This window comes from Cytobacillus sp. Bac17 (assembly GCF_024519925.1).
GTDB lineage: Bacteria > Bacillota > Bacilli > Bacillales > Cytobacillaceae > Cytobacillus > Cytobacillus pseudoceanisediminis.
This window is the reverse complement of sequence record NZ_JALJRC010000027.1, coordinates 42,572-61,534: the sequence shown is the minus strand read 5'-3', so window position 1 is coordinate 61,534 and position 18,963 is coordinate 42,572. Positions and strand designations below refer to the sequence as shown.

At 36.6% G+C, this 18,963-nt stretch carries 19 protein-coding genes, 1 tRNA gene and 2 pseudogenes; 4 read left to right on the top strand and 18 right to left on the bottom strand.

The genetic code is table 11. The features are described 5' to 3' along the window. The first annotated feature begins 793 nt into the window (after window positions 1–793). Window positions 794–973 (top strand): hypothetical protein, encoded by a 180-nt coding sequence (locus tag NR125_RS23255; RefSeq protein WP_009331576.1) that lies wholly within the window; start codon window positions 794–796, stop codon window positions 971–973. A 60-nt stretch (window positions 974–1,033) separates the two neighbouring features. Here the strand turns inward: NR125_RS23255 and NR125_RS23250 are convergent, their stop codons facing one another. Continuing rightward, a complete protein-coding gene (locus tag NR125_RS23250) occupies window positions 1,034–1,948 on the bottom strand; it encodes a DMT family transporter (protein WP_009331577.1) in 915 nt (304 codons plus the stop codon). Window positions 1,949–2,094: 146 nt separating this feature from the next. Here NR125_RS23250 and NR125_RS23245 point away from each other — a divergent pair, with 146 nt between their 5' ends. Both NR125_RS23245 and NR125_RS23240 read left to right on the top strand, forming a co-directional pair. After that, window positions 2,095–2,793, top strand: a complete 699-nt coding sequence (locus NR125_RS23245) for an MgtC/SapB family protein (protein ID WP_009331578.1) — start codon at window positions 2,095–2,097, stop codon at window positions 2,791–2,793. A gap of 67 nt (window positions 2,794–2,860) precedes the next feature. Next, window positions 2,861–2,933, top strand: a tRNA-Ala gene (locus tag NR125_RS23240). Between the two features lie 473 nt (window positions 2,934–3,406). Here NR125_RS23240 and NR125_RS23235 read toward each other — a convergent pair. The 10 genes and pseudogenes from NR125_RS23235 to NR125_RS23190 all read right to left on the bottom strand — a co-directional run bounded on the left by NR125_RS23235 (window position 3,407) and on the right by NR125_RS23190 (window position 9,905). Next, window positions 3,407–3,925: a DinB family protein gene (locus tag NR125_RS23235; protein ID WP_009331579.1), complete on the bottom strand. Its 519-nt coding sequence runs from the start codon at window positions 3,923–3,925 to the stop codon at window positions 3,407–3,409. A 157-nt stretch (window positions 3,926–4,082) separates the two neighbouring features. Beyond that, window positions 4,083–4,505, bottom strand: a complete 423-nt coding sequence (gene fosM / locus NR125_RS23230) for a FosM family fosfomycin resistance protein (RefSeq protein WP_009331580.1) — start codon at window positions 4,503–4,505, stop codon at window positions 4,083–4,085. Window positions 4,506–4,643: 138 nt separating this feature from the next. Beyond that, window positions 4,644–5,672 carry an ion channel gene (locus NR125_RS23225; protein ID WP_034296026.1) on the bottom strand — a complete coding sequence of 343 codons (1,029 nt, stop codon included), beginning with the start codon at window positions 5,670–5,672 and terminating at the stop codon, window positions 4,644–4,646. A gap of 6 nt (window positions 5,673–5,678) precedes the next feature. Beyond that, the gene (locus NR125_RS23220) at window positions 5,679–6,923 is read right to left on the bottom strand and encodes a glutathionylspermidine synthase family protein (RefSeq protein ID WP_009331582.1); all 1,245 of its coding nucleotides are present in this window, start codon (window positions 6,921–6,923) and stop codon (window positions 5,679–5,681) included. Next, window positions 6,923–7,381 (bottom strand): hypothetical protein, encoded by a 459-nt coding sequence (locus NR125_RS23215; RefSeq protein ID WP_009331583.1) that lies wholly within the window; start codon window positions 7,379–7,381, stop codon window positions 6,923–6,925. Before NR125_RS23215 ends, NR125_RS23220 begins: the two co-directional genes overlap by 1 nt. 16 nt (window positions 7,382–7,397) lie before the next feature. Further along, on the bottom strand, window positions 7,398–7,796 hold the full coding sequence (locus NR125_RS23210) for a DUF350 domain-containing protein (RefSeq protein WP_009331584.1): 399 nt from the start codon (window positions 7,794–7,796) through the stop codon (window positions 7,398–7,400). 30 nt (window positions 7,797–7,826) lie between these two features. Further along, window positions 7,827–8,183, bottom strand: a complete 357-nt coding sequence (locus NR125_RS23205) for a hypothetical protein (RefSeq protein WP_009331585.1) — start codon at window positions 8,181–8,183, stop codon at window positions 7,827–7,829. A gap of 217 nt (window positions 8,184–8,400) precedes the next feature. Next, window positions 8,401–8,804 (bottom strand): annotated as a pseudogene (locus NR125_RS23200) (S8 family serine peptidase); the annotation flags it as partial. 372 nt (window positions 8,805–9,176) lie between these two features. Then, window positions 9,177–9,557, bottom strand: a complete 381-nt coding sequence (locus NR125_RS23195; protein WP_009331588.1) for a protease inhibitor I9 family protein — start codon at window positions 9,555–9,557, stop codon at window positions 9,177–9,179. Window positions 9,558–9,602: 45 nt separating this feature from the next. Next, window positions 9,603–9,905 (bottom strand): signal peptidase I, encoded by a 303-nt coding sequence (locus tag NR125_RS23190; protein ID WP_256816201.1) that lies wholly within the window; start codon window positions 9,903–9,905, stop codon window positions 9,603–9,605. 401 nt (window positions 9,906–10,306) lie between these two features. Between NR125_RS23190 and NR125_RS23185 the strand changes: the two genes are divergently transcribed. Then, a complete protein-coding gene (locus tag NR125_RS23185) occupies window positions 10,307–10,531 on the top strand; it encodes a hypothetical protein (protein WP_009331590.1) in 225 nt (74 codons plus the stop codon). 228 nt (window positions 10,532–10,759) lie between these two features. On the opposite strand, the pseudogene galU reads toward NR125_RS23185, so the two are convergent. The 7 genes and pseudogenes from galU to NR125_RS23150 form a co-directional block, all read right to left on the bottom strand. After that, window positions 10,760–11,643: pseudogene (galU, locus tag NR125_RS23180) on the bottom strand (UTP--glucose-1-phosphate uridylyltransferase GalU). 185 nt (window positions 11,644–11,828) lie between these two features. Further along, window positions 11,829–12,686 carry a hypothetical protein gene (locus NR125_RS23175; protein WP_157380174.1) on the bottom strand — a complete coding sequence of 286 codons (858 nt, stop codon included), beginning with the start codon at window positions 12,684–12,686 and terminating at the stop codon, window positions 11,829–11,831. A gap of 201 nt (window positions 12,687–12,887) precedes the next feature. Continuing rightward, complete coding sequence (locus tag NR125_RS23170; RefSeq protein WP_009331596.1) at window positions 12,888–13,661, bottom strand: glycosyltransferase family 2 protein; 774 nt, start codon at window positions 13,659–13,661, stop codon at window positions 12,888–12,890. Window positions 13,662–13,734: 73 nt separating this feature from the next. Next, window positions 13,735–15,090, bottom strand: a complete 1,356-nt coding sequence (locus NR125_RS23165; RefSeq protein ID WP_192907819.1) for a sugar transferase — start codon at window positions 15,088–15,090, stop codon at window positions 13,735–13,737. Between the two features lie 97 nt (window positions 15,091–15,187). After that, window positions 15,188–16,240, bottom strand: coding sequence for a glycosyltransferase family 4 protein (locus NR125_RS23160; protein WP_009331598.1), 1,053 nt, complete (start codon window positions 16,238–16,240; stop codon window positions 15,188–15,190). A 9-nt stretch (window positions 16,241–16,249) separates the two neighbouring features. Next, window positions 16,250–17,509 (bottom strand): O-antigen ligase family protein, encoded by a 1,260-nt coding sequence (locus tag NR125_RS23155; RefSeq protein WP_256816200.1) that lies wholly within the window; start codon window positions 17,507–17,509, stop codon window positions 16,250–16,252. 1 nt (window position 17,510) lies between these two features. Beyond that, window positions 17,511–18,962 (bottom strand): oligosaccharide flippase family protein, encoded by a 1,452-nt coding sequence (locus NR125_RS23150; RefSeq protein WP_192907820.1) that lies wholly within the window; start codon window positions 18,960–18,962, stop codon window positions 17,511–17,513. Window position 18,963 lies beyond the last annotated feature (1 nt).

Here is an 18,963-nt window from a genome sequence, read left to right as displayed (position 1 = left end):
CGTTCGTCCTGAGCCAGGATCAAACTCTCCATATAAGAGTTGATTAAGCTCATAAGTTGTCTTTTCAAAAAAGACTAAAGAATTAACGTTGACGTTTTTGTTCGTTCAGTTTTCAAAGATCAATTTCTCTTTGCTATATTTTACCTCATCGCCCGGAAGCGACTTTATCAATATAACATGTTATCCATCAACAAGTCAACAGCTTTTTAAAATGTTTTTTCGCAGTTGAACTTGCCTTGTTGAGGACAAGAATTAATATACCACGACTTATTAAATGTTTGCAATATAATTTTTAAAAATGTTTATCTTTATATTTTCAGTGCATATTAATTATATATCTCTTCTCTATTTGATTGCCTTTTTGGGATCAAATTAAAAGACGGTACCTTTACGAAACTGCATTTATTTTAATTGTTCTGCAGCCAGATCTTATAAAGTGTGCATTTTCTTAACATCAGATTTATACGCATTTCACCTGATCTTTTGAAAATTCATTATATCAGTAACATAATTCTCGAAACCTCCATCTCAAATACCCACAAACTTATCCACTGCAAAACACTTATTAATACAGTTGTCAACAAAGTTACTCACAGCATGTGGATAATTTTGTTCACTTTTCCACACTTTTATAAGCTTCTTATAACAATAATTAAATTTATACATATTTTACTGATTAGCCGCCAAAAGGATGAGAAATCGAGTTTTAACAAAATATCAATACAAAGAAATAGTAATAGTTTTGGTTATTTTTCATAAAATCTATTAACTCTACTCTATACGGAAGGTGTGAATGACACTGGAAACCGCAGCACTATATCTATCAGTAATCATGGCCATATTTTTATTTGCTTATGCCTATGCAGAGGGCATTAAAATTGCAAATTCAGATGAAGAGGTTTATGGTGGCACCTTCATCTTTTCAGTTACAGCCGCATTTATTTTTTCTGCTCTGACCTATGTATTCAAATAAAAAAATCTCCCCATTCCCAGGGAGATTTTTCTCTTATATAACTATAGATAGATTATCTACTTATCCGGAAATCGTTGTTTTTTTCTTCAATTCTTTCATCCGAATCCTTCTCTCATCTAATAAGAAGATAGTTATTCCTCCAATTACCACTGTTCCACCAAGAACTTGTGTCCATATAATCGACTCATGAAGCAAATAATAAGCTAGAATTGCAGCACCTACCGGCTCAAATAAGATGGCCATAGAAATAGTTGAGGTGCTTAGCCATTTAAGTGACCAATTAAATAATGTGTGTCCAAGCAGGGTTGGAATTAGAGCCAGCAATATAAAATATACCCAGTCACTGGTTCCATATGGGATTAAAGGTTCATTAACCATTAACACGTAGAATAACAATGTAACAGTACTTATACTGTAGACAACAAAAGTATAGGTAACGAGTGACATCCTTTTTCTGACTGTTTGCCCAAACATTAAGTAAGCAGTTACCAGGGCGCAGGCAATGATTGCAAGTATATCCCCGAACAAAGCAGTCCCGCTGATTTGAAAATCTCCCCAGCTGATAATAATACTGCCCACAATTGCGAGAAGCCCGCTTAATATTGCTTTCCAGGTAAACTTTTCTTTAAAAAAGAAATACGTGCCTGCAAATGCAAATAAGGGCTGCAGTGTTACAAGGACTGTAGAACTGGCTACAGAGGTGTAGTTCAGTGACTCAAACCAAAGAATAAAATGAAAGGCGAGAAACACACCGGCAATGATGGAATAGATCCAATCCCGCCGTGTAATAAGACGAAGTTCCGGAACATACTTTATAAGAAATACAGGCAGCATGAATAGGACAGAAAATAATAACCTGTAAAACGCAATGACTCCCGATGGAGCGCTGGATACCTTAACCAATATGGCTGAGGTTGAGACAGAAATGACACCAATTGCCAGGGCAACATAGGGATTTATTTTTTTATCTGACATTTTTAATACTCCTTGTTTCTGTTTCCTAATAATTAGGGTATATTTCATTTTACAACGTATATTCAAACTTTTACTACGGTTTTATTATAGCAGGATTTTAAAGATCATATTTTGGATATATAATACTTAAAAAAGCGGGAGATATTATGAGCAGTTTAGAGATAGAAATATTAATGAAGCTTGGGATTTCAGCAGTGCTTGGTCTTGTTATCGGCCTGGAGAGAGAATTAAAAAGAAAGCCGGTCGGCTTAAAGACAAGTTTAGTTATTTCCATAGTAAGCTGCCTGCTGACTATTGTGTCTATAGAATCGGCTTATATGTTTCCTGGTAATGATGACATCAACATAACGATGGATCCTCTCCGTTTAGCTGCCCAAATTGTCTCAGGCATCGGCTTTTTGGGTGCAGGCGTTATTTTAAGGCGGGGAAATGACAGTATTTCGGGCCTTACAACAGCCGCATTAATTTGGGGGGCAGCAGGAATCGGAATTGCTGTAGGAGCAGGCTTTTATATTGAAGCAATGGCCGGAGTGGCGCTGCTGATTATTTCAGTGGAGGTAATTCCTTTTATCATGGGCTTAATTGGTCCCAAACGCTTAAGAGAAAAAGAAATCAACCTGCAGCTGAAAGTAAGGGATAAAGAAAATATTGCCGACATCATCCCAGCGGTAAAAGACCTTGATATATCTATAAAACATATTCGTATTAAAGACCTAGAAGATGAACATCTGCATCTTGTACAGCTGATAGTTGCCGTCGACTACAAAAGAAGAACAACGGATGTTTATTACAGCGTTTCAAGCATCCCTGGAGTGCAGTGCATGGAAATTGATAGTATGCAGTAAAATTTTTTAATAATTCCTCTTGCAAGATAACTCCGATGTGGTTATAATTTTTCTTGTACTACTACTCGGGGGATTAGCTCAGCTGGGAGAGCGCAACGCTGGCAGCGTTGAGGTCAGGGGTTCGAGCCCCCTATTCTCCATAGAAAAAAGCCTTGTATATCAAGGCTTTTTTTGTTTTCGATTCAGAATGTTCGTTATTGTCGCTGGACTGTCACCGAAATTTATTTTTGGAGTCTTTATACATTTTGAGGTATTTGTTAATACGAACGCACCCTTTCTTTATGTAACATTTGTCACAATCTTTGTATATAAAAAGAAATGCATCATCCCCCCAACTCAATTAAAGAGTACTAACTATTCTTCTTCACTACCAACAGTAGTATTAGCTCCGTTTATTAACTCGCGATTTTCGAAGGCTTGTCCGCGTGAAACTCCAACACTAATTTTACTATCCAGTGAATTCATTGCCCATTCTAAGTCTGACATTGTGTCTTATCAGCCTACTGGTCTTAGTCTTAATAGGCTGAAAAGTTTGCAGATATGAACTGGTTCCTATCTACAAAAAACGTGTTACTCGAGAAGAATCCAATTGCAATAATCAGAAGCAAAAAAACTAATTTGACTTGCTGATATCGTAAAGATAGAAAACATAATCATTAGATACACTTGAATAACCCTGTTGTCGTATCATTGCCGTAAGATTTCCGCGGTGATATGTGCCATGGTTAACAACATGCTGAACCAATTCTGAAAAGTGAGTATCCAAACGCCCAAATTTAGGATGTACTGGGGAAATCTCTTTATCCAAATCGCTAACATTATTAAGAAGCTTTTGATATTCCTCTGATAAACTTTGAAATAGCTTTTCCATTTCTTCAAGACTCTTATCCTTTGTCTTGTCTTGAGCAATGGCGATAGAAGCTTGAATCTCTTCCATACTATTCTCCTGCATTACACCAAGCCATACTGTATCTGTCATATAAATATGAACAAGTGCCATCGAAATCGAGGAAAAAACACTTTGTATTTCCTGATCATAAATGTCCTTGGGTAATTCTTTCAATCGCTCGAAAAACTTTTTGTTTGCCCAAACATGATAATCATACAATTCTAATGCATGATGTTTTCTCATCAAGGATACCCTCCTTTTAGTTATTGTTCCCTAACTAAATAATTCGGTCCTCACTGTAAAAAACCCTGCCCGTTTGTTGAAGAGAGCAAAAGCACCATTTACTTTAAGTACAAACCTTCACAAACTCTTCAAACCAACTAAATTTGTACAAAATCATTTAATTGTAAAACTCCATATGTGTTTTTTCCTTTTTGTAAAAATTTAGTCTGTCTTGTAAAGTACCTGTATGAAATTCAAACTTGTGCCCATCTGGATCAGTAAAGTAAATAGACTTTTTATCTTTTTCGTCTCTTGGACGCCCTGACAGAATGTTTACCTTCAATTCTTTTAGCTTACGGTACATATTATCAAATTCCGCTTCTTCTATTGAAAAAGCTATATGTGTATATGATTGGCAAATTTCAGTACGAGGTATATCCTTTTCTTCATTGAGGGCAAGCCATATACCGTTTAAGTCAAAATAGGCAGTACTTCTTCCCTTAACTAACAACTTTGCACCAAACACATTTTTATAAAACTCAATAGAAGCTTCTAAATTGGAAACTGAAAATAAAAAATGATTAATGCCTTTTATTGACACCAAATCACCCCAAACTAAGTTTTTTTATATTCATTATTGCACCTGTATAAAGATTTATGATCCCCATCCTTTTACAAGTAAAAAGCTTGAAGATTCGTATTACCTTCAGCTTTAAATAGGACTAGTGCAATAAAAACTTTATGAAATAATTTTTTGATATGTAGTCTCATCGCAAATGACAAATAGTTTCGCTGAATCGGGAATTAATTCATGATGACGGCGGGCTAAATCAAGAGAACTTCCATCTGAAATTAAGGTCGCTCCTATTTCAAAAAGTTCCATCGCTGCATCCCTGTATGTGCTCCAATGTGGTTTAGCCTTAATTTCATAGAGGTTTTCCCCTTCAGAGCTGCTCAGCATCTGATTAAATAGCTTGCTTGAACCATGATTGATGGCTGCATGAGCCATGAGACGGGAGATAGAATCATTTGAAAGGATCAATTCATCAACGTTTGCGTGTTCAAACAAGGAAACGTGCTTATCTTTTTTTATTTCAACAATGGTGTAGATGCTTTTCTCATATTTCTTTGAGATATGTTCCACCCTGGAAGCGATGAGAAGAGTTTTTCCATCGGAGTATTCAGCATGGTCATTTCGGTCATCCGAAAAAATGGCAACTGATTTTGCTTCAAGGATATTGGCTTTCATTAACACTTCCTCTTCAGCAGGATTTCCGCTGACAAAATGGACCCTCTCATGCTCCATGGGTGTTCTTTCAGAATGGTCAACAATGACAACATCACATTTTTGCTTGCTGTGAAGGATCTCCTCTACCACATTTTCCAATTTTTCTTTTGATGCACCAATTAGTATGTAATGCCCTTTTCCCGAATAAGTCAATCGTCCTTCCTCCTTCCATTTCCGGTACATGCTGAAGCTTTCAAAGACTTTCCCTATGATGATACCCATTGCGCCAATGCCAAATGTGTAAAGCAGCAGCATGGTGAAGATTCGACCAAAATCACTTTCAGGAAAATAGTCGCCATAGCCTACTGTGACAAGTGTTGTCATCGTCCACCACAGAGCATCAATAAAGCGCGGAAATGTTTCCGGCTCGGCTGCCCTCATCGTAATGCTGCTGAAGACAATGAGAAATAGTGCAAGAGCCGATGCTTGAAATATACTTATTTTCGTCATTTTTAAAAAAACTTTATGTAGAATCCACATTTTTTTTCACCCCCCTTTTTTAATCCCGAACGGCAAATAATAGGAGAGATTATTTGTAATCGCTCCTCCTATTCTATATCCTGCAGCCGACGGTTTGCCGTTAAGAAGGAAGCTTCCCAATAAAAGTCTGCCCTTCTGTTTTCCCATTTCACTATTGAAATCAACAGCAGGGTGCTCTACATATTGCTGATAAACTGGCAGATATTCAGTATATGATTGCTGGACGTCAGCATGGGTGAGGGAGCCTTCATGATTATATATTTCGACCGTATCTCCTTCTCTTCCAAATACAGGCTTTTTGACGAATGGCAGCCCTGACATAATAAAAATATCAGGCTCAAGATAGGTTGGAAGGAAGGATTCTTCAATCCATACATGCTCTTCCTTTGTAAAAAATGGATGTTCCTCCATGTGCAATCCCCAAATAACCGCCTGTACCGCTTTGTTTTGCAGCAAAAATGCGGATGGGGGATTTATAATCCCAAGCTTTTCTGCCTCGACCAGTTCCAGGAGCCATAAACCAATCCTGTTTCTATCTGCATCCTCATCGGAAATTAAGTTCTCAATCGGGAAAGTTTGACGGTACAATATATCAATTCTGGATCCCTTTTCATCAAAAAGCCCAATTCCTCTTTGAATCTCCAGTTTATGAAGAGGGATAAAATTAGAAGCCACACCGGAAAGCTTTTGAATATATCGGACTGTTTCCCGGTCTTCGAGGTTGTCTTCATGGGCAGTAAAGACAACATTAGGTGTTTTCAATTTCAATTTCCGTGCATATTGTTCAATGCTTCCACAAACTTCTTTACTCAGTAGACGTTCCATTCCTTCATTTGGGTCTTCTGCTGCAAATTCTTTGCACACCTCACTATTGACATGGAAAAGCTCTTTAATAAATGTTGGGGTATCAGCATTGATTTCAATGCATTTATAGCCAGCTCCGTATGGGATTAGATCAAGCCGGGCAATAACGCTTTCTGAGGCAATGCTTTTCAGTCTGATGAACGAAAGCGTTTCTTTCGGAAATCCCATTTCAATAAGTGTCCGATCTGGCACTTCTCGAAGCAGGCTGCACACCTTAAAAAATATTTTGCCAATTCTTTCACTGACAGTTCGGATACGTTCACGTTCAGTTCTATCGATATAGGCAATATCATATAGTGCATATTCTTCCCCATATAGATCGGCCCAGAAATGATTTATTTTGCGGTAAAACCTTTTTCTTTTATCATGGTAGGCTTTTTTATCCACTATTCCTTCTCTCCTATGTCCTTGATATATAGAACATATACGCCCCTGTCCTCGTCGATTTCAGTAGAAGTCACTTGCTTTTGCCCAATTCCGGGGATATCAACAATATCTTTTAAAAGATAGCGAATGATATCAAAATGCGTTTGACAAGGGATAATGGAAAGCAGTTTATAATTCTCCATTTCACGGTACCTGCGAATCTCGATATTCAGCCCTTTTCCGCGGAAAACTTTTTCGTCCAGCACGTGTGGATTTCTTCCTATGTCTTTAATGACGAGAATCTCCTCTTCTCCATCCATCTCGTTGGAAATAAGCTCGTACTGCTGGCCTCTCATGATAAAATAAGTGCATAGCTGCCTGGCATATAATTCATCAATTCCCACAGATTGAGCAGAATACTCATAAAAAGGTTCGTATTCGCCTTTCCCTTTGTCGATATAATACGTCAGCTTTTTCATCTATTAACCAGCTTTCTTAGTAAGATAGGCACTTTGCCACGATCCAGCCGATTGCCAATGATAAGGAAAACAGCATGACACCTACAGCACGGTTATCATCTTCGATTGCCTTATGTATACTGAAACGAATGGTGATAACTTCTGCCAAAATAAATACAATCACCTGCGAAACGATGCCGATTATTCCCCATATGACCATGTCAAAAAGTGAGATGGAGTATTCAGCTGCAGCCCCCAAAACAATGGCAAGACCAATAATCTTTCCTCCAAGCACCAATGCTGCCGAAACATTCTTTTCGGCAATTAAGCTAATTTCCTTCAATTTTGGTGTACTGATCATAAACAGAACAATTCCGGCAGCCAAAAGAAGCAGCGCTACTCCTAAATACGAAGCAAAATTTACATATAAGTTCATAAACATACTCCCTTTCATCAATTCTTTACCTTATCCTCCGTAGCTCTTTTTGCCACTTCCAAATCCAGAGCTTTTCTGTCCCGATTCAGAATTACTTCCCCCTTTAAAAGACGTGCTATTTTTATAGTTTAGAAAATCCTTGCTTTTGTACAAAGCTGTTTTGTTTTTAAAATATTGGCCCCCATAATAATAATGTCTATAATAACTGGAACGGCTGTCATCACATTCCCATACCCCGTCATCTTCATCCCACTCCCAATCACTGCAGCTCGAATCCTCAGGCGGAGGAGGAATTTCCTGAGATTCTGAACCACAGCCGGAAAGACCAAGCATAAGTGCCGTTGATGTAATGCCCGTCATCATGTTTCTCGTTTTTGTCAATATCATCACCCCGCTTCCTCACACTTTTTAATTTACGAATATAAACCACAAAAGATTCGAAAACATTTATTTTTTGAAACAGCGGATTTCTCTTTTTCGAACATTATGTGAAGACAAGGCGGAAGATTTATGACCCAAGAAAAGTAATCAATCGGGACAATGCACATGTCCCCTCGGCCATCAGCTTTAAATCTGAGGAAACAACTTCTAAGATACCTTTGGACGTTGCAATGGTTTCTGATGTATCGCTCGCTCCTACTGTAATCGCTAAGTCAGCTGTACCTGGAGACCCTAGTGTATACATCCTGTCACCGCTGTTTCCAGCAGCAACAACCGACGTTACACCCGCCAGCACCGCATTATTTTATGCCATACTTGAGATATAAAGAGGATCATTATAGGACATTCCCAGAGAAGGGTTGATGACATCCATTCCATCTGCTACAGCCCGATCGATTGCAGCTAAAATGCTTCTGTTGTACCGGAACCATATTGTCCTAATACACGATACGCAAAAATATCCGCATCCGGCGCAACTCTTGTCATCGCATAATCGGATTTATTTTCACCTTGGCCCGCAATAATGCCGGTAATATGGGTTCCATGTTGAGTGTAATAAGTAGCGCCGGTCAATGGATTGAATTCCGCATGGAGTACTATAGTATTTTTCTCACTAACCTTTATCGCGACCATTTACTGAAGCCGGTATAAGTTCGTCCTCATAATGGTTAAGTTAGGATTTTATTATATTGATATTTGATATAATTTTATTTCCCGCAAATTTCATCAAGTTGATTTTTATGATAAAACACTGTCTGGCAACCCATGTCACTTTGACCGAACATTTTCTTATATATTAAGTGTTGTTTCACATATACAAATTTAAAAACCCCAGCTGACTTCATCTGAAGAGCTGGGGTTCTTAATTTCTTTGAGCTATCTATTTAACTAACTGTCTAAAGGGAAAAATACTAAGTTAGACTAACTGACCGTTCTCTTTTACACCTTGTCTGAAGGATTTATGGGCGGGTCAAGCTGAATTTGTTTATCTGGATAGATTTTAGAAATAACGGAAGAACCCAATAGTCGATTTATTTCATTTGCTGGCATTTCCATTGAAACTCCGTTTAAAGCAGCCTTATAAGTGTGTTTAATCCGATACGGCACTTTATTATCATCTAATAATGAGAGGAGTTCCCGGAACGATTGATGACTTTGTTCAACTCGCCTTTTAGCTTCCTCTAATGTCAGCGTGATTCCTTTCTCTTTCGCCTCTAAAACAGCTATTTTTGCAGGTTTCGTTTTGAATCCTATGATAATGGAAACGAGCTGATTGCTCGAAAGGTCAATGGATGGATCTACCTTGGCTGACGAATGCATCTTTTTTCCACCACCTTGTCATCTTCTTGAGAATCATTCTTTCCTTTATTGGCCTGACATCCCATTTTTTTCAACGATAGATGTTATTCTATGGGTAATGAGGTTCTTTTCTTCGTTGTAAAAAGAGATAATGTCACCTTCTTTAAGGTCCTCTGCATCAATCTCTCTAGTAATAATGACATCCCCCGCTTCAAAGACAGGAACCATACTATTCGACAATACGGTCAGCGGTTTAAATCCAAAAACGGTTAATGGTTTGTTGCTGCTAATGCTTGCAAAGATGGAAAGTATGATCATCAGGATGAATAATATAATTGCTGCTGGGACTGTTTTTTTTACTAAAAACATTACTTTTTCCAATACTCACCCTCTATTCCCGTATATATGATTAGTAAAAATATTGATAGATTTAATCAGAATTTAACTAATATTCTGATTAACAATTATATTATTGCACAGTTCTAAAAGTTGTTGTATTGGGGTTTTAAGAGAGGAAATTACTCATGAAGATACAGGTATTCATTCCTAAAAATCCAGGATTGAGGAACTGAATTTCTTAAAAATATGCGCAGATAGCCGAAGCATGCCTAAATAACCAGTCTATATCACCTAAGTAATTCCCCCAAGCTTTGTCTGCTTAAGGCTTGTACTATTATAAAAATTTCAGCTGCAGCTTGTTTTCAACACGGTAAATCATACAGGCACCCATTTTTTCCAATCTAATAGGATATACAGAAGGAGTGATGGCAATGCCTTGGCAGCAAAAAATCAGATATTTAACAGGCCAGCCTGTTGGGATTTCATTCACCAATGGGCAAGGTGCAACGGGGGTTTTATGCGGAGTATCAGGTACAAAGGTTCTTGTTATTGAATACTTGTATCAAGCTCAATTTGCCTTAAAGCAATATGATGCCTTTATGATTCAGGATATTAATAGATTTCCTCCTTGTCATAACCAGCAGCCGCTTTATTAAAGAAATTGCTTTCTTTTGGGATATTACTCTTTCCTTATCTCTTTTATTAGTCAGAATAAATAAAATGGCTTTCCTATTCTGGTTCCATTTGCTTTGCTCATTGGTGGGACCAGAATTGAAAAGCCGCTGCTCTTTATAAAATAATGTCAAATATCTTCAATTACACAAAGTTATTATATTATAGGATTCTTTCTAAACGATGATTTTATATAACAGGGAATCCACGATTTATTTTACGAGTATTTCTCTTTCTTTCTTTAGAATTTTAAATAGATAGCTAAGGAATTCTTCTCTTAGATCTTCTCTTCTTAGCGCAAAATCAATTGTTGCCTGTAAAAACCCCAGTTTATCCCCAACATCATACCTAGTTCCTTCAAAAGCAATCGCAAATAGTGATTCTGCCTTTGACAATTCCTTTAGTGCATCTGTTAACTGAATTTCACCGCCTAATCCTGGAGGGACATTTTCGAGAATATCAAATATCGTAGGAGTAATGATTTATCTGCCCAGAATTGCTATCTTAGATGGAGCATTTTTAATAGAGGGTTTTTCAATCAGACTGTTTACCTTGAATATGCTTTCTTTAATATATTCACCTTGGATTATGCCGTATTTACTGATTTCATTTGTATTTACTGTTTGGACTCCGAGAATTGTTGTTTTATATACTTCATAGGCTTCTATCAATTGCTTTAAACATGTTTTTTTCCATATACAATATCGTCGCCTAATAGACCAGCAAAAGGCTCATTGCCAATAAAGCTTTTTGCACAATAAACCGCATGACCAAGTCCCTTTGGCTCCTTTTGCCGAATATAATGAATATTGATCATCTCTTAGATAGAGCGCACTTCATTTAGTAATTCATATTTCTTTGCTTCGAGCTCAAGTTCGAGTTCTAAAGATTTATCAAAGTGATCTTCAATCGAACTTTTATTTCTTCCTGTTATTATTAGAATTTCCTCTATCCCTGATTCCACTGCCTCCTCTACAATATATTGAAGTGTTGGCTTATCAACAATAGGCAACATTTCCTTTGGCTGTGATTTAGTTGCCGGTAAAAATCTAGTTCCCAAACCCGCAGCAGGAATGATTGCTTTTCGAATTTTCATATAAGACCCCCCAAAAAAACTCCTTAAGCAGTATCTGCATTTCCCTTGTCTCGTAATACTATTAGTATGCACTACTGCCTACAATCAGAAGAAAAAAACTTCAAATAAGATGCTAGAAAGCCTCTAGATTTTTTAAAGGAATCTTTAACACTGCATGTCGAACCTTAAACTGTATTAAATATTTATTAAAGTGTTTCGAAGCGGTTGCCTGATTTCCCGCTATTTAAAATGCGATTTGCAGGTATTGTTCTCATGTCTAAATAATTATAATTGCTTTCTGCTTTAAATATAAAAATAGGGTCCGAATGCTGTATTTGCTCCAGATCCCAGCAAATTCCGTCAACTTTATTAATTTGCCCCTGAATGGCCATAATTCGTTTAGTGTTGGGTGTTGGCTGTATCTGTAAATTTGTGAAGGAATTTCCGCTGCATTCATTTGGAATGGTTTCGCTCCCTTCCAAGATAATATTATCAATGCAATCATCCAAAGAAATCTTATCAAAACGATTTGCATTCACGTAAGCAAATCCGCTTGCAGGTTTGACTGCTTTTAAATAAAGCCCTCTCGCGAATCCTACAATTTTGATATCCATAAAATTCACAAAAGAGATTTCATGTCCACTCCCGCCTGAATACAAGTGAATTCCAGTTCCTGATACTGTTCCTGACCAATTTACTATCACAATGTTATTTAATGAAGTATTATGCCATGTGTTATAGTACTTATGCTTTCCGTCCAAATAAATAACCTCTTTGGTGTAGCCTTTATAATCAACCATAATTCTGGCGTTCCACAGCGAAGCATCCCTCTCTAATTCAAATCCTCTAACGTTTGCTCCAATGATAAATCTTGTCCCATAACTGCCTTGCAGCTTCACCCCCTGTTTGATAATAACGTTACCTGTCATGTAGTAATCCTTATTTGCTGCAATAACGGTTTTTTTATTATTTTGAAAGGCGAAATTTATTGCCGCCTGAATTTTCGATTGTGCTGTACTGCCGGCGAAATCTTCAACGTAAACAATATTTGGATTTTCTGCCATTATCACTCACTCCATCCAATTTATTGCTATATTGTATGTATCTTTAAATTCAACGAATAAACGAATAGCCTATGCATCCAAAATTAATAATTAAATTGGAAGAATTCGAATGATTGATTTCAATTATTCTTTAGTAAACAATAAGTAAAAGAAAAGAACCAGCCCCTAATTTTTTCTTGAGAGCCGGTTAACTGTTTTCTATTAACTGATTATTGAATGCTTCTTTAAGGCATTTACTGAGTAATTTGCAAAATACCATAGTGCGGAAGCGAAATTAATTTTCTCTACTTTCCTATAGGTATTCCATGTTTTTTGAGCGGATCTGAGTTTATTGCCTGATAGGGAATGCTCTCTCTTTCTATAAATAGCCAACTCCTCATTTAGGCCATATGCATGGATCCCTTTAGATAAAATGGAAAGCCAAAGTCCGAAATCCTCTGAACAATCTCTATATATAGGCATTTGCACGAACCCTAATTGTCTTATATCAAGCATTACAGTAAGTGTCCCTATCGCCGTATTTTTTAGTAAGCTATGATAAGTCGTTCTTGGCGGGACATTAATAACTTCTTTTGCTTTTTCCCCGCTTTCATTCATTATTCTGTAGCTTGTATATGAAAAAGCTATGTGATTTCTTTTCATGAACATTAACTGTCTTTCCAATTTCTCCGGAAGCCAAATATCGTCACTATCAAGAAAGGATAGGTAGTTCCCTTTTGCTGCTGCAATACCTAAATTTCTGGCATAGGCAGGACCCTTGTTTTCTTTCAGCTGTATTACTTTAATTCTGGATTCATCATGCATCTCTTTTTTTACTTTCTCTAATGTGTCATCAGAAGAACAATCATCAATAATAATCAATTCCCAGTTCTGAAAAGTTTGTGCTTTAACGGATTGGATTGCAGAGCAAATATAGTTTGAAGAATTATATGACGGAGTAATGATCGAAACAAGATCCTGAAATGAAGTTCCCATTTTTGGCATCTCCTCAATATTCATTTTTCATGTTGGAGTATATCTTAATAAACAAATGCTTAGAAAGTAATCTCTAAATTGCCTTATCTTGTTTCAGACTTTTTATTAGATTCTGATGTCCATAATTGTTATTCTTCAATAATCCTTGAGCTCTATCTCGCTGAAGGACTACTTGCAATGTTTGAAACAAAATTTTCAGATCCAATGAAAAGGAATAATTTCGCACATATAATAAATCAAAGCGCAGCTTATCCTCAGCGGTCGTAGAATAGTAAGCTAATACTTGAGCAAGCCCTGTAATGCCCGGTTTAACTGATAATCTATAAGGATAATCGGGAAGTTTTTCTTTAAATTGGCTAATGAAGAATTCTCTTTCCGGTCTTGGACCAATTAAGCTCATCTCCCCTTTCAATACATTAAGGAGCTGGGGGAGCTCATCTAAACGAATAGCCCTTAAGAATCTTCCAATTATTGTTATCCTTGTATCCTTACTTGCAGCCAATACTGGGCCGGTTATTTTTTCAGCATCCTCTATCATACTTCTGAATTTATAGATCCAATATGGTTTTCCATTTAGCCCTATCCGTTCTTGTTTATATATAGCTGGACCACTAGAGGTCAGTGGGATTATTATAAGCAACAGTAAAAAAATCGGACTTGCAAGTACAAGCAGGATTACTGATGTGACTACATCAAAACCCCGTTTAATTATCCGCTGCCAAATGTTTAATCCAGGAGCATTAATTGGTATTACCAGCATATCACCAACTTGTTGTGACTTAGCAGATTGTACAAACAAGTCCGAAACATGAGGAACGATCAGGACCTCCTTCCCGTTCTTGATGCATAAGTTGAGGATGTCGCTTTTTAACTGTCCGATTATAGTAGGTGCAAGGAGAAATACATCGAATTTATTTACGTAGTTTTCTAAATGCGCTATTTGATTTAAAGGTAAATATCCTGAAATTTCAAACCACTTATGCCTATGGAATTTTTGTGCCAAAGACTGGCCAGTATTCTCATCCTCACAAATAATGATTACTCTTTTACGGCCATGCAAATTATTAGCAATAAGCCATATTCCAGCATGAACGGCCGCCAGCAAAATAATTTGGATAAAGAATGCCTCAATAAAGAAGCTTTTCCGATAAAACAATAAGGATCCTAAGCAGGATGAAGCGGAAACGAAGATTGAAAATAATATCATTGGTAAAACACGGGAATAAAGCTGTGTTTTTAAAGAATTTCCGCGTAAATTCTTATATAAATCAAAGAAATAGAAAAAGATGAAAGCTGCTGCTGAGGGTACCAATAACCAGAGTAAATTTAAGGATTCTAATTCTGCAGGTATTGAAAATACATGGTAAAACCAAATAGTCACTATATACCCTAAAAAAACCAACCCGATATCCAAAATGGCCAAAATCAATTTACACTACTCCTTTTCACAGTGTCCTTGGGGGAAGTTTGGCTCAAATCCAGAATAGGAAATTCCAGCTTAGAGAGCGGATTTGTATTAGCACATATTAATAACACTTCCGATACTCCCCGAGAGTATTTTCCACCATCCTATCTAATGAGAATTCATCCTCCACTTTTCTTCTGGCATTTTCAATTAGCTTATATTTAAGTGACTCATCAGATTCCATTTCTAGTATTATTCGGCAAAACTCTTCTGCTGAATGACTGCTTATTAAAAAACCAGTCTCTTTATCAATAATGGCTTCCCTTATACCGCCCCGATCTATAGAAATAACGTTGGTTCCCACAGCCATAGCCTCTAAAATAACCATTGGGAATACCTCACGATAAGAAGTTAAGAGCAGAATGTCTATATTTTTTATAAATTCCTCCGGTCTGTTCACAGCACCAATCAATTTAACCTTATGAGACAGATTGCAGGTTTCAATCATGGTTTTGATTTTTTGCTTCCTCGGACCGTCACCCGCAATATAAAATATAATTTGCGGTTTATCTCTTAGCTGATCTGCAATTCTAATAAATAATTCATGGTTTTTTTCCTCAGATAATCTTGCTAATATACCAACTTTAAAAAAATCACCTTTTTCCTCTTGATTAAAGCCAAATTGGTTCAAATCTACTCCGTTATACACAGTCTTAATTTTGTTTGCCTTTATCCCAGCCTTAATAAGGTTGTTTTTTTCAAAGTCACTTACTGTGATAACTCTTTCAACATACCTATTTATTAAATAGGCAAAGACCCTGCGGCTTCTATTCTCAAGGATTGTTACATTATGCTTTGTATACATTATTTTAAATTTAATGCCAGATATTTTTCTAACACATATACAGTAAAGAACCATCCTTAAACTATTCGCGTGAACCAGGTCAATTTTTTCATCAGAAACTACCTTTACCAGTTTCTTCATATTCTGAGTATGGCTCGTTCTGCTTAGTTCGTGAAAACGGTGTTTATTTTTGATTCTTTCGTACAGTTGGCCGTGTCCTGCTGCAAAGTGAAAAGTAATATTTGAATCATGCATGAGGTTCTCTAATTTACAAAAATACATTTCAGCTCCGCCGAAATCTAATTTGTCTGTAATAACCAGGATATTCACGCTTTGCCTTCACCTCCTATTCATTTTTTCTGCGGAATGGACAGGATAAATCCCTGTGCCTCGCTGATTTATTTGACTTTTGTTCCGTTCATTATGCAAATAGGTTGATAAGATCGCTAAGTACAAAAAAAACATATCGTTAATAATGATCGAGAGGAATCCCATTTGAAGTATTATTCCAAAAAAAACAAGTAAGAGATATGGTTTGTTTCTATATAACTTACTTTGGATCAATTGCATAAACACTGTAAGAATAAACACACCGAAACAGGATATGCCGATTAATCCTGATTCTGATAAAATCTCCAAAAAGGTGTTATGGACCTGAAGCGAATCACCATATTGAAATGAATTATATTCGGGAAAATTATAAGCTCCAATTCCTAAATACTTATTGGAAACAAAGAAATCCCAGGCTCTTCCCCATAATTCCAATCTTCCGCTTCCGCCATCCTCTGCAAGATCTTCTATTCTAGATCCTAAGATACTGAAAAGATCTAATTTCATATAGAAGACCGCAAGGTAAACAGCAGCTGATAGAGAAACAACCATCCCAGCTAGAAGCTTTATCCTTTTTAAAGGCTTATCTTTCAAAATATAAAGGCATAGAATAATTAATAATACTAATAGTCCTCCCCTTGAAAAGGTTAATAAATTTGTAAGAATACAAAGGAGCAATCCCACTTTATTTTTCATGGATTTTGAATGGCATAAAAAATAACAGAAAAAGAGAGTATTATAAAAGACAAAGTAATTTGGATCCTGCAGTACTCCGATTAACCTTGGGTAATTACGGTCAAGCATCACACCCCATTCATAGATTCTGTCACCCTCAAAGTCAAAGCCGAGTCTCTGCAGCCCTATCAAATATAAAATGAGGCTTAGGGTATTAAACAAAACACCTGCATCGGCAATAGCTCTTTCGATAGTCCAATTATTAGTACGGCCGATGATTGATTTAATAATGAAATAACATGCAATATAAAGTATAATCCCCAGTAAAATTCTTATACTTGCAGAAGGATATAACGCAAACGCTCCTGTAAAACTATACATTAAGTAAAAAATCAGCATTGCCACTTCAAATCCATGCAGGCGCTGGAAGTAAAATGAACTTATATGGACTAGTAAATATAAAAAAGAAAAGATCAAGTAAGGCTTTATGGCAAAACCGATGTAAATATAATAATTTGCCATAGTTACGAGCAAAAAAAGGAAGAATAGCGTGAAGCTGGCTTTTTGTTTTCTGATCATAATACCTTGGTCCATCTTATCCTCCCTGCGTTTCCTTGACCCTCCATTTATTAAGTACTCTTGACATAACATCAAGAATCATATTCTTCATCTCTTTATCTATGAAAATGACTAGAACCAATAGAAGAAAATGAAATAAGAAAACGATGATATAGTGAGAATCAGTAAACAGTTTTATACTGCAGATGCAGATAGCACAAAATAATAAATATGGAAATAAAGCTTTTTTTGCTATTATCCAGCGATTAGGATTACAGATCCAAAACCCCAAAAGTGCAATTCCTTCAATTGCCGCTCCTGCACATGCAGCACCGGCTATGCCATATGATTTACTGAACTGTATATATAAAAGGATGCCAGTAATAATGGCTATGGCCTGTATGGCAGTTCGGTAAGATTGCAGCCCTTTAGTAGTTAGCCCGTCAGCTAATGCAATATTTATAGCCTGCAAAGTAACCATTAAAGATAAAATCTTTAGCGGAAATGAAGCATCAATCCACATTTCACCAAATAATAAACGGATAACTGCATCCGATTTAGCATACAGGGGAACTGTTATCGTTATACCAGCCAATGCCATCAGTTTAATAAGAGTAATGTTTTTATGTAAGTGCTCCTCTAGTTGATTATTATTATATGCCCTGAATAACACAGGGTAGTAAGCTCCTGCTATAATAAACGGGATTTGCTGCAGTGCCTGGGGGATCCGGTATGCAACTGCAAATATGCCTACTTCACTTAAGGTCAAAGTTTTTTCTATAATAAGAGGGCCTAAATGAGGTAAAATGACAAAAAGCAGGCCACCAAGCGAAAATGATCCAATATTTCGCAATAGTCCCTTATGAAACGAACTTTTCATTCGTATTTGCACGTATTGGCGTACTTTATATATTCCAAACGCTCCTGCTGCCAGGTAAGAAAAGCCGTATAAAGTGCAGATGATTAAATGGTTTAAATTAAATATTAATCCAGCAGACAATGTGACAACTAAACAAACAGAGGCTATAATCCGGATTAAGCCGCAATAGTGCATTCTCTCAATCATTTGAAAGAATATGGTTCCAATACTTTGCAGAGTAAGCCCTAACACCATAGGAATAATTAAAAAATATGATGTTAAAATGAACTCTTTATTCCACGCATTTGTAAAATGAATTATGGCAAATCCACATAAGAAAGAAACAGCAAGTAAAATGATTCTAACCTTCAAATAAGAGGAAATTAGAATTGATAGGTCCACGTCTTTCTTAGATCCTTCTCTTAACACAATGCTGTTCAGCCCGGCATCTGTTAAATATCCCATAATCATTGCAAAAGCTAACGCTACACTAAACATGCCATAATAATAGGATTGCAGATAATTAGCTAAAATAATTAAGGCAGCAGCATTTAAACCACTCGATAAGGCGGTACTATAAAATAAGTGAAATATATTTTTTCCTATAGTATGTTTCTGTAATTTTTTCAAT

What these genes read in the sequence shown, in the direction of transcription:
- NR125_RS23255 (WP_009331576.1), top strand. Translation starts at nt 794, where the DNA reads ATGACACTGGAAACCGCAGCACTATATCTATCAGTAATCATGGCCATA.
- NR125_RS23250 (WP_009331577.1), bottom strand. Translation starts at nt 1,948, where the DNA reads ATGTCAGATAAAAAAATAAATCCCTATGTTGCCCTGGCAATTGGTGTC.
- NR125_RS23245 (WP_009331578.1), top strand. Translation starts at nt 2,095, where the DNA reads ATGAGCAGTTTAGAGATAGAAATATTAATGAAGCTTGGGATTTCAGCA.
- NR125_RS23235 (WP_009331579.1), bottom strand. Translation starts at nt 3,925, where the DNA reads ATGAGAAAACATCATGCATTAGAATTGTATGATTATCATGTTTGGGCA.
- NR125_RS23225 (WP_034296026.1), bottom strand. Translation starts at nt 5,672, where the DNA reads ATGTGGATTCTACATAAAGTTTTTTTAAAAATGACGAAAATAAGTATA.
- NR125_RS23215 (WP_009331583.1), bottom strand. Translation starts at nt 7,381, where the DNA reads ATGAAAAAGCTGACGTATTATATCGACAAAGGGAAAGGCGAATACGAA.
- NR125_RS23210 (WP_009331584.1), bottom strand. Translation starts at nt 7,796, where the DNA reads ATGAACTTATATGTAAATTTTGCTTCGTATTTAGGAGTAGCGCTGCTT.
- NR125_RS23205 (WP_009331585.1), bottom strand. Translation starts at nt 8,183, where the DNA reads ATGATATTGACAAAAACGAGAAACATGATGACGGGCATTACATCAACG.
- NR125_RS23195 (WP_009331588.1), bottom strand. Translation starts at nt 9,557, where the DNA reads ATGCATTCGTCAGCCAAGGTAGATCCATCCATTGACCTTTCGAGCAAT.
- NR125_RS23190 (WP_256816201.1), bottom strand. Translation starts at nt 9,905, where the DNA reads ATGTTTTTAGTAAAAAAAACAGTCCCAGCAGCAATTATATTATTCATC.
- NR125_RS23185 (WP_009331590.1), top strand. Translation starts at nt 10,307, where the DNA reads ATGCCTTGGCAGCAAAAAATCAGATATTTAACAGGCCAGCCTGTTGGG.
- NR125_RS23175 (WP_157380174.1), bottom strand. Translation starts at nt 12,686, where the DNA reads ATGGCAGAAAATCCAAATATTGTTTACGTTGAAGATTTCGCCGGCAGT.
- NR125_RS23170 (WP_009331596.1), bottom strand. Translation starts at nt 13,661, where the DNA reads ATGGGAACTTCATTTCAGGATCTTGTTTCGATCATTACTCCGTCATAT.
- NR125_RS23155 (WP_256816200.1), bottom strand. Translation starts at nt 17,509, where the DNA reads ATGGACCAAGGTATTATGATCAGAAAACAAAAAGCCAGCTTCACGCTA.